Raw genomic sequence first — 1,291 nt, forward strand, 5'->3', positions numbered from 1 at the left:
CATCACCCACACCTTCACCGGACGTTGACGTCGGACGGGAGGCGCGGATCACGCGAGCTGGTCGGCTCACGTGATCCGCGCCTCCCGTCTGTACGCTCGTTCCCATGCCGATCCCGGAGACCACCGTCGCGCACCCGACCCCCTTCGTGGAGATCCCGCGTGGCGAGTGGTCGCAGCTCGCTCCGAAGGAGCACCTGTCCCTCACCGAGACCGAGATCGTGCAGCTGCGCGGTCTCGGTGACCGCCTCGACATGCAGGAGGTGCAGGAGGTCTACCTGCCGCTGTCCCGCCTGCTGACGCTCTACGCGGCGGGCGCACGGAACCTGCACGCGTCGACGTCGGCCTTCCTGGGTGACCGAGCCGGGCGGACGCCGTTCGTGATCGGTGTCGCCGGGTCGGTCGCCGTCGGCAAGTCGACCGTCGCACGACTGCTCCGCGAGCTGACGAAGCGCTGGCCGGACACCCCGCGCGTGGAGCTCGTGACCACCGACGGGTTCCTCTACTCCAACGCCGAGCTCGAGCGGCGCGGGATCATGGACCGCAAGGGCTTCCCGGAGTCCTACGACCGCCGGGCCCTGCTGCGCTTCGTGAGCCAGGTGAAGAGCGGCGCGACCGAGGTCCGAGCGCCGTACTACTCGCACCTCGTGTACGACATCGTGCCGGACGCCGAGATCGTGGTACGACAGCCGGACATCCTCATCGTCGAGGGCCTGAACGTGCTCGCGCCGCCGGTGCACGGGCGGCTGGCACTGTCCGACCTCTTCGACTTCACGATCTACGTCGACGCGAAGACGAAGGACATCGAGGCCTGGTACGTCGACCGGTTCCTCGCGCTGCAGGAAGAGGCCTTCGCGAGCCCGGACTCGTTCTTCCACCGGTTCGCCTCGCTCTCCCGGTCGGATGCCGTGCAGACGGCGACCGAGGTGTGGCGGGCGATCAACGAGCCGAACCTCATCGAGAACGTGTTGCCGACGCGCTCCCGGGCGACCCTCGTGTTGAAGAAGGCGGCGGACCACAAGGTGTCGTCGGTGTTGCTCCGCAAGATCTGACGCGCGGGGCGCCGCGGGGCCGCGAGCGGCGCGGGGCGCCGCGGGGCGCGGGGCGCCGCCGGCGGCGGGCCGCTGCACCGAACCACGAATCCGACGTGGAACCGGGCGAGGGGGCTGGTGCGATGTCGCATCCGTGGTTCGACGCGGCTCGGCCGGTGCGGCCGGTGCGGCCGGCGCCGCGCGCCGCCGCCGCGGGGCGGCTCGAGCCGCCGCCGCACAAGCAAAGTCCGTCGGAACCACGC

Annotated in this window: 1 protein-coding gene; it reads left to right on the forward strand. The window is 71.0% G+C overall.

Annotation, left to right across the window (positions count from 1 at the left end):
- Window positions 1–104: 104 nt before the first annotated feature.
- On the forward strand, window positions 105–1,049 hold the full coding sequence (gene coaA, locus BIV01_RS13875; protein ID WP_071295218.1) for a type I pantothenate kinase: 945 nt from the start codon (window positions 105–107) through the stop codon (window positions 1,047–1,049).
- Window positions 1,050–1,291: the final 242 nt, after the last annotated feature.

This window comes from Curtobacterium sp. MCBA15_013, assembly GCF_001865095.1.
Classification (GTDB): domain Bacteria; phylum Actinomycetota; class Actinomycetes; order Actinomycetales; family Microbacteriaceae; genus Curtobacterium.

Coding starts and splice junctions, on each gene's coding strand:
- coaA (WP_071295218.1), top strand. CDS start 105: ATGCCGATCCCGGAGACCACCGTCGCGCACCCGACCCCCTTCGTGGAG.